This window comes from Nocardioides pocheonensis, from assembly GCF_003725535.1.
GTDB lineage: Bacteria > Actinomycetota > Actinomycetes > Propionibacteriales > Nocardioidaceae > Marmoricola > Marmoricola pocheonensis.
In genome coordinates this window covers 110,016-118,729 of the sequence record NZ_RJSF01000043.1, presented here as the reverse complement: position 1 = coordinate 118,729, position 8,714 = coordinate 110,016, and the positions used below count along the sequence as shown (strand labels likewise).

General features: G+C 72.0%; 6 protein-coding genes. 3 read left to right on the top strand and 3 right to left on the bottom strand.

The window, feature by feature from the left end; translation table 11 throughout:
* Window positions 1–131: 131 nt before the first annotated feature.
* The 3 genes from EFL26_RS16505 to EFL26_RS16495 all read right to left on the bottom strand — a co-directional run bounded on the left by EFL26_RS16505 (window position 132) and on the right by EFL26_RS16495 (window position 5,522).
* Window positions 132–1,193, bottom strand: coding sequence for an FAD-dependent oxidoreductase (locus tag EFL26_RS16505; RefSeq protein ID WP_123224142.1), 1,062 nt, complete (start codon window positions 1,191–1,193; stop codon window positions 132–134).
* Between the two features lie 51 nt (window positions 1,194–1,244).
* Window positions 1,245–1,475: a hypothetical protein gene (locus EFL26_RS16500; protein ID WP_123224007.1), complete on the bottom strand. Its 231-nt coding sequence runs from the start codon at window positions 1,473–1,475 to the stop codon at window positions 1,245–1,247.
* A gap of 99 nt (window positions 1,476–1,574) precedes the next feature.
* Window positions 1,575–5,522 carry a S8 family serine peptidase gene (locus tag EFL26_RS16495; RefSeq protein ID WP_148046748.1) on the bottom strand — a complete coding sequence of 1,316 codons (3,948 nt, stop codon included), beginning with the start codon at window positions 5,520–5,522 and terminating at the stop codon, window positions 1,575–1,577.
* 233 nt (window positions 5,523–5,755) lie between these two features.
* On the opposite strand from EFL26_RS16495, the gene EFL26_RS16490 reads away from it, so the two are divergent.
* From EFL26_RS16490 to EFL26_RS16480, 3 genes are read left to right on the top strand one after another with little or no spacing between them, the layout of a single operon-like run.
* Window positions 5,756–6,433, top strand: coding sequence for a spermine/spermidine synthase domain-containing protein (locus EFL26_RS16490; protein WP_123224005.1), 678 nt, complete (start codon window positions 5,756–5,758; stop codon window positions 6,431–6,433).
* A 10-nt stretch (window positions 6,434–6,443) separates the two neighbouring features.
* Window positions 6,444–7,835: a class II fumarate hydratase gene (locus EFL26_RS16485; protein WP_123224004.1), complete on the top strand. Its 1,392-nt coding sequence runs from the start codon at window positions 6,444–6,446 to the stop codon at window positions 7,833–7,835.
* A complete protein-coding gene (locus EFL26_RS16480) occupies window positions 7,832–8,704 on the top strand; it encodes an SDR family oxidoreductase (RefSeq protein ID WP_123224003.1) in 873 nt (290 codons plus the stop codon). Before EFL26_RS16485 ends, EFL26_RS16480 begins: the two co-directional genes overlap by 4 nt.
* Window positions 8,705–8,714: the final 10 nt, after the last annotated feature.

Below are 8,714 nucleotides of genomic sequence, written 5' to 3'. Positions count from 1 at the left end.
ACACACCTGGCTGCGCGACCGCACCGGCACCACCGACCTGACCGCCGACCCACCCGACCAGTAGCCACCCCGCCCCGCACCCGGCGCACGCGCCGGGCTGCTGGCATGCCCGCACGCGAAGTCGTGCGCCGTCAGCCGGCGCGGGTGCCGAGGTCAGCCAGGTATCGCCCGACCGCGACGGCCGCGGCCCGGCCGGCCCGGTTCGCGCCGATGGTGCTCGCCGAGGGGCCGTAGCCGACCAGCTGCACGCGCGGGTCGGCGACCGCGGTGGTGCCGTCGAGCTGGATGCCACCGTGCGGGCTGCGCAGGTGGAGAGGCGCAAGGTGGCCGACCGCGGGCCGGAATCCGGTGGCCCACAGGATCGCGTCGACAGGCTCGAAAGCTGGGCCCGTCGTTGCGTCGGCCCAGCGGACGCCGTGCGGTTCGATGCGCTCGAACATCGGGCGGCGGTGGTAGGCACCGAGGGCCTCGGCCGGGCGCTCCTGCTCCCGGAGGGCGAGGCCGGTCACGCTCACCACGCTGCGGGGCGGCAGTCCGCGGCGTACGCGGTCCTCGACCAGCGCCACCGCGGCGTGGCCCGCCTCGCGGTCGAACCCTCCGGTCCGCCACACCGGCGGCCGGCGGGTCACCCAGAGGGTGTCGGTGACCAGGGCCAGCTCGCCGAGGAACTGCACCGCGGACGCGCCGCCGCCGACCACGAGCACGCGGCAGCCGCGGAAGTGCGCAGCGCCCGGGTAGTCGACCGTGTGCAGCTGCTCGCCCAGGAACGTCTCCATGCCCGGGTAGCGCGGCACGAACGGCCGCGTCCAGGTCCCCGTCGCGTTGACCAGCGTGCGTGTCGTCCAGGTCCGGTCGCCGGCCGTCACCTCGAGCAGGTCCCCTTCGCTGGTGACGTGGTCGACGCGCACGGGACGGATCACCGGAAGGTCGTGCTCGCGCTCGTACGCCGCGAAGTACCGCGCCACCGCCACGTTGGCGCGCTCCTCGCTCCGCTGGGGAGCGGGCGCGTCAGGGAGCGCGGCGACGCCGTGCACGTCCGCCATGGTCAAGGAGTCCCAGCGGTGCTGCCAGGCCCCACCCGGTCGAGGATCGGCGTCGAGCACCACGTGCCGCAGGCCCCGCCGCTTCAGGTGGTACGACGACGACAGGCCGGCCTGGCCCCCGCCGATCACCACCGAGTCGAGCACGTCCACGCAGTCCACAACACGCGAAGCCGGCTCGATATGCCGGCGTCATCGCCCGGTTCAGTCCGAGGGCGGCAGCCCGTCGTCCGAGCGCTCGTCCGGGAGGTCGGTGTGGTCCGAACCGGTGCGCGCGTCGGGACCGGTCTCCTCGCCCTCGTCGGGCGCACCACTCTCACTCTGCGGGTACGCCGCCACCTGGTCGCCGTCGGAGAGAGGGGTGTCTGTGCTCTCGGGGTCGAGCCGGACGACCTCGGAGACCTGGCCCTCGTCGTGCTCGTGGGGATCGCTCATGGTGCGGCGGTACCCGCAGCACAGGAACCCACGCCGAAGCGCCGGGAGAGCCGGCTCAGCGAGCTGTTCGACTGAGCCAGGCTCTCCCGGCGCCGCTCGTCAGCGCAGGACCCTCACCCTGACGGTGCCCGACGTACCGTCCAGGTAGTTGTCGTCGCCGCGGTAGACCGCCAGCACGCGGTAGGACCGCTTCAGCGTGCTCTTCCACTTCAGCACGGCGACGCCGTTGACCATGGTGCCGTCCGCCAGCACCCGGCCGTTGGGCCGGATGATGCTCACCGGCCCGGTGGCCGCGATGCCGGCCACCGTCGACACCTGCACCGTCGCGCGGATGCGCTTGCCCACGTGGACCGTGGTGCGGTTGAGCTGCAGGCCCACGGCCGGAATCGTCTTCGCCACCCGCAGGTTCACGTCGGCGGAGACACCGGCACCGTGCGTGCTGTCGCCGGCGTACTCCGCGTGGATCGGGAACGTGCCGGCCGTGTTCAGCGCGAAGGTGAGCGACGCCGTGCCGTTGACCACGGTCCCGGACGCGAGCGTCGTCGCGCCTTGCTTGAGCACGACCGCACCCGTCGCCGGCCCACCGCTCCCGGCCGGGACGGTCACGGTCGCCGTCACCTGCTCGGCCCGCTGCGCCTGGCTGGGCACCAGGCTGAGACCCACCGTGGCCACCGTGTTGAGGTTGACCACCTGGGTCTTGGTGCCCAGCGCGTTGTGGAAGTGCACCACCATCGCGCCCAGTCCCCCGTCGGCCTGGTACGCCGCGGTGTCGCGACGCAGGTTGACCACCGAGGCCGGGGCGTCCGGGAAGAGCACCGGGCTGCTGGTGCCGTTGTAGCTCCCGGCCAGCGTGACGCCCGGGTGGAGGACGTCGAAGGTCAGCATCTGCGGGTCGCCGACGGCGTCGACCGGGTCGCTCTGGTACGGGCTGAACGAGTAGACGGCGTACTTGATCCGCGACTGGTTCGACGTCACCCCCGGGATCGCCCCGATCGCGACCGGCATCACCATCGTGTCGCTGTCGAACAGCGCCGTGTCGGTGTCGCCGAGCGAGGCGTTGATCGGCTCGATGTCGAGGATGTCGCCGGTCGTGAGGTCGACCAGCTCGCTGACCATCACGTCGCTGTCCGCGGTCGGGAAGCGCGTGTTGAAGGCAACCGCGTCCGGGTTTCCGTCCCCGTCACCGTCGATGTAGATGTCGAACTCCTGCGCCGAAGCGGCCGTGCGCCAGCGACCCTGCGTGTTGATCGCGAAGTACGCCATGCCGCCGTCGGTCAGCGGGTTGTCGCCGTTGGCCGTGAGCTGCGGCGCGTCGGAGGTGACGCCGACCCGCGCAAGATCCGCGGAGCGCTCGTCGGGGAAGTTGACGCAACCGCTGGTGACCAGGCCGCCGCAGTCGGGCGCCGGTCCACTCGTGGCCTGGAGCTCGAAGCCGGCGACGGTCGACTGGATCGTCGTCGCCCCGCTGCCCTGGTCGACCGGGTGGCCGGTCAGGGGCAGCCGCGCCTGCTGCATGGTGCCCGCAGGCAGCGTCAGCGTGGCGGGCTGGGTCATCGTCGAGGCCGGGCGCGGCGCGGCGTACACCGGCACGCGCAGGCTCGGCAGGCCGGCCGAGGTCAGCTCGACGATGCCGCTGGCGTCGGCCTGGAACTGCCGGGGCAGCCCACCCGGGGCCGGGTCCACGGTCGGGTCGATCGTCTTGGTCATCGCCGCCGGGTCGAGGTGCAGGGTGAGCGTGACGTCGCGGGTCTCGCCACCGGGCACCGTCACCGAGCTCGGCGAGACCGAGTACGTCGCGCCCGGCACCGTCGTGCGGGCGGTGTAGGCGACGTCGTAGGTCTTCGACCCACCGGTGGTGTTCTGCACCTGGATCGTCTTCTGCAGCGTGGTCGGCGCACTCACGGCCTGCGGGCCGAACGACGCGCTCACCGCGCCGCCGTCACCGACGACGTACGCGAGCACGTCGTTGTCCAGCGACTGGTCGACCTGGATCCGGCCGGCACCGACCCGCTGCGGCGCGTACCTGGCGCCGGCGTGGTTCTGACCGGTGAACACGTCCTGGCCGGCGGTGTTCATGATGTCGGCCTTGACCAGCTTCGGCGCCCAGCCGGGGTGTGCGGTCCGCACCAGGGCGGCGGTGCCGGCGACCATCGGGGTGGCCATCGAGGTGCCGCTCTCGTTGATGCCCTCCTTGCCGGTGCCGCTGCCGGTGGAGAACACGGTGCCGCCGACGGCGGTGACGTCGGGCTTCACGTTGCCGGCGTCGCCGATGCCCCGCGAGGAGAACGAGGCGAGCGTGTCGTCGCGGCCGCTCAGCAGCTGCTGGAACCCGTTGCTGACGGTGCCGGAGATGGTCACCGTCTGGTTCGCGACGAGGCGGGCCCGGATCGCGTCCGCGCCGGACTTCGCGACGAGCACACCCGGGATGACGTCGCTGCCGGTGATGCCACCCGCGAACGACTCCGAGTCGTCACCGAAGATGAAGCCCGTCGCGCCCGCGTCGGCCAGGTTGCCGCTGCGCTTGACCGACCCGCAGCGACGGCTCACGTCGTCGTCGGTCCACTCCACGAACGCGATGTGCCCGTTGACGGCAGCCGCGTCGGCCGTGTCGAGCGGGTCACACCCGTCGAGGTTCGTCGACTGCTGCACCCGGACGACGTCGCCCGAGAGGTCAGGGTCGGTCGCCCAGTCGTAGGCGATCGAGTGCTCGGAGGCGTACTCGCCGGCGATGCCGGCCGGCGCGGAGACCACGAGCGAGTCCAGCTGCGCGTAGTTGTCCTCGCTGGCGGCGACGGTCAGGGCGCTGGGCGCGTTGCCGGGCGAGCCGCCGACGTCGTACAGGTCACCGGCGTTGCCGGACGCGACCACCATGGTCATCAGCGAGGCCGCCGCCTCGGTGACGACCGAGTCGCCGTCCTGCGGCGAGCCGTAGTCGGAGCCGAGCGACATGTTCACCACGTCGACGTGGTCGGTGGTGATGCCGTCCTGGTTCGGGTCGGCGGCCCGGTCGATCGCGGCGGCGACCAGGTCGGTCGAGCCCGCACAGCCGAAGACGCGGAGCGCGTAGAGCTTCGCATCGGGCGCCATGCCGGGCCCGATCCGCATCGTGTCGAAGGGCGTGCTCTCGTTGTAGGCGCCGGCGTACGTCGAGCCGTCGGCGTTCTCGCCGTAGCCCGCCACCGTGCCGGCGACGTGCGAGCCGTGGCCGTCGCAGTCGAGCGGGTAGAGGTCCGGGGTCGGGACCGGGTTGTAGCCCGGGTCGGTCGGATCGCCGTTGTAGTCGTCCCCGGCGAGGTCGTAGCCCCCGACCACCTTCGCGCTGGGGAAGTCGGGGCTCGCGCCCGCGGCGGCCTTGGCGGTCGCGTAGGCGCTGACGGTGCCCGCGCCACCGAAGTTCGCGTGGGTGTAGTCGATGCCCGTGTCGATGATCGCGACCGTGCTGTCGGCGCCGAGGTTGCTGTGCGCCTGCCAGGCGGTCGGCGCGCCCTGCAGGGGCACCGCGTAGGCGTTCGACGGGGACTTCGGAGCGATCGGGTACACCGCGCTCACGCCCGCGAGGCGTGTGAGCGCCCGGTAGTTCTTCACGTCCGTGACCACCGAGACCCCCGCCAGCACCGCGTGCGTGCGGTAGAGGACGGCCGACTTCGCGGGCAGCGCGGCGATCACCCGGTTCTGGGCGGTCCTCACGGTGGCGAGCTGGTCCTTGGCCGCGGACGCGGCGGCGGCCTTCCCCTTGCTCAGCGCGCCGTGGTACGCCGCGGCGGTGCTCGGCGGCGACAGCTTCAGGAGGAACGCGTAGCGCCCGCTCTTCGGCACACCGGCCGGGAGCGTGTCACCGGGCTCACCGGGGGTCGCCTTCGCGCCGAGCGCGCGCGGCCGGGTGCCGGCTGCCTTCGCCGACAGGTGCTTGCTGGCGACTTTGACGCCCGGGGTGCCGTGCGGGTCGTCGGCACTCGCGGTGGGGGCGAGTGCGGCGAGGCCGGCGGCGACCATCGCGCCCGAGGCGACCACGGCGACGATCCGAGCGGGGCGGCGTTTGTGACTCATGCTCATCCTCTGCGACGAGGAGTGCCCGAGTGCAACGATGCCGCTGCCAGGATGCCGATCGCACCCCACTCCACCTCGTCGGCATGCACCCAACCACAGGATTTCCCGAAACGCATGCAACTCGCAGGTCGGTCGAGCGATTCGCCCCGATTGCCGCGGAGGTTCGCCCGTTCGGTGGATCTCGCCGGGACCCTGGACCCCACTCGGGCCGCCCTGCTCAATACCGTGGGCCCATGGACCACGTCGAGATCGCGCGCGCCCAGTCGCCCCGGGGCGAGGTCGTCCTGCGGGAGCGGCGTGACGAGAACGCGCCCACGATCCTCGAGCTGCGGGTCAACGGCGTGTTCGTGATGGACACCCTCGAGACCACCACGGAGCGTGCGCTGGCCCAGGCGTCCCTCGACCTGGTCGAGCGGCCGGCGCGGGTGCTCGTGGGTGGCCTCGGCCTGGGTTTCACCATGCACGAGGTGCTCGCCGACCCGCGCGTGGAGTCCTGCACGGTCGTGGAGATCGAGCAGGCCGTGGTCGACTGGATGCGCGACGGCACCATCGCCCACGGGCCGAAGGTGCTCGCCGACGAGCGCGTCTCGGTGGTCGTCGCCGACGTCGCCGTCGCCCTCGCGGAGGCCGGCGAGGCGGCGTACGACCTGGTGCTGCTCGACGTCGACAACGGCCCCGACTACCTGGTCCACGACGCCAACGAGGCGCTCTACAAGGAGCCGTTCCTGGCCGCCGCGCACCGCGCCACCGCGGGGGTGCTGGCGATCTGGTCGGCCGCGGAGGCTCCCCAGCTCGAGGCGGCGATGACGGCGGTGTTCGGCAACGCCCGCGCCACGGCGTACGACGTCCGGCTCGGCCCATCACCAGCACAGCGCGACGAGCAGTACTGGCTGTACTGGTCCCGCAAGTAGGGTCGAACCCATGGACGCCGACGTTCAGTTCCGGATCGAGCACGACTCCATGGGCGACGTACGGGTGCCCGCCGAGGCGCTGTGGCGGGCGCAGACCCAGCGTGCGATCGAGAACTTCCCGATCTCCGGCACCACCCTCGAGTCGCGCCACATCCACGCTCTCGCCGCGGTGAAGGCGGCAGCAGCCGGCGTGAACGCCGAGCTCGGCGTGATCACCACCGCGCAGGCAAACGCCATCCGCGACGCCGCGGCGGTGGTGATGTCGGGCGACCACGACGACCAGTTCCCGCTCGACGTGTTCCAGACCGGCTCCGGCACGAGCTCGAACATGAACATGAACGAGGTGCTCGCCACCCTCGCCTCGCGGGCCGGCGTCGACGTGCACCCCAACGACCACGTCAACGCGAGCCAGTCGAGCAACGACACCTTCCCCACGTCGATCCACGTCGCGGCCGCGACGGCCGTCGTGGAGGACCTCGTGCCCGCGCTCGAGACGCTCGCGGACTCCCTGCAACGCAAGGCCGGGGAGTTCAAGACCCTGGTGAAGTCCGGCCGAACCCACCTGATGGACGCCACACCCGTCACGCTCGGTCAGGAGTTCGGCGGCTACGCGGCGACCGTGCGGCTGGCCGTCGAGCGCCTCGATGCGGTGCTCCCCCGCGTGCGCGAGCTGCCGCTCGGAGGCACCGCGGTCGGCACCGGCATCAACACCCCGGCCGGCTTCGCCGAGAAGGTGATCGCGGAGCTCGGCAGGCTCACCGGCCAGCAGTTCACCGAGGCCCGCGACCACTTCGAGGCCCAGGGCACGCGCGACTCGCTGGTCGAGCTCAGCGGCGTGCTCAAGACGATCGCCGTCGGGCTCACCAAGATCTGCAACGACCTCCGCTGGATGTCCTCGGGCCCGACGACCGGCCTTGCCGAGATCCACCTGCCCGACCTGCAGCCGGGGTCGAGCATCATGCCCGGCAAGGTCAACCCGGTCCTCCCCGAGGCCACGCTCATGGTCTGCGCCCAGGTGATCGGCAACGACGCCACCGTGACGACGGCCGGCGCGAGCGGCAGCTTCGAGCTGAACGTGATGATGCCGGTGATGGCCCGCGCGCTCCTCGAATCGGTCCGCCTCCTCTCCACCTCGAGCCGCCTGCTGGCCACCCGGTGCGTCGACGGGATCACTCCCGACGCCGAGAGGATGCGCCGGTACGCCGAGTCCTCCCCCTCGGTGGTGACCCCGCTGAACAAGTACCTCGGCTACGAGGAGGCCGCCAAGGTCGCCAAGGAGTCCCTCAAGGCAGGCCGCACGATCCGCGAGCAGGTGCTCGCGATGGGGTACGTCGACCGCGGCGTGCTCACCCTCGAGCAGCTCGACGCGGCGCTCGACGTCGAAGGGATGACGCACCCGTGACCACTGAGTCCGATCAGAAGCAGAAGACGATCGTGATCACCGGTGCCAGCGACGGCATCGGGCTCGAGGCAGCCAGCCAGCTGGCCGCCCAGGGGCATCACCTGGTGATGGTCGGGCGCACGCCCGCGAAGCTCACCGCCGCCGTGAAGCGGATCCACGCGGAGTCCCCGGGCACGCAGGTCGAGTCGTTCCTCTGCGACAACACGTCGCTGGCGGACGTGCGCGGGCTCGCCCACGACCTGCTGGCGGCGTACCCGCGCATCGACGTGCTGGTGAACAACGCCGGCACGGTCTTCGACAAGCGCACCGTCACCGGCGACGGGATCGAGGCGACCTTCCAGGTCAACCACCTCGCCGGCTTCCTGCTCACCGAGCTGCTCCTCGACCGCCTGGTCGCCAGCGCCCCGGCGCGGATCGTGACCACGTCGTCAATCGGGCACTTCAACGGCACGATGGACTTCGACGACCTCGGCTTCGAGCACGGCTACCAGATCATGCGGGCCTACGGCCGCTCCAAGCTGGCCAACGTGCTGCACACCCGCCAGCTCGCCCGCCGCCTGGAGGGCACCGGAGTCACGGTGAACTGCCTGCACCCGGGGGCGGTGGCGACGAACATCTGGAGCGGCGCTCCGTGGTTCGCGCGGCCCGTGCTCGCGGTGGCCAAGCGGCTGATGATGGTCAGCCCGGCCACCGGCGGCGAGCGGCTCGCGTACCTCGCCACCAGCCCCGAGGTGGAGGGCCGCAGCGGCGGCTACTACGAGCAGGACCGGCTCAAGGACCCCTCGGACGTCGCTCGGGACGACGCGGTCGCCGAGCGGCTGGACCGCGTGAGCAGGGACCTGGTCGGGCTGGGCGCCACCGCTGGTTAGGGTGGTCACG

Bases quoted from the DNA above. Each gene is read 5' to 3' on its own strand.
- EFL26_RS16485 (WP_123224004.1), top strand. From the start codon at position 6,444: ATGGACGCCGACGTTCAGTTCCGGATCGAGCACGACTCCATGGGCGAC.
- EFL26_RS16500 (WP_123224007.1), bottom strand. From the start codon at position 1,475: ATGAGCGATCCCCACGAGCACGACGAGGGCCAGGTCTCCGAGGTCGTC.
- EFL26_RS16490 (WP_123224005.1), top strand. From the start codon at position 5,756: ATGGACCACGTCGAGATCGCGCGCGCCCAGTCGCCCCGGGGCGAGGTC.
- EFL26_RS16495 (WP_148046748.1), bottom strand. From the start codon at position 5,522: ATGAGTCACAAACGCCGCCCCGCTCGGATCGTCGCCGTGGTCGCCTCG.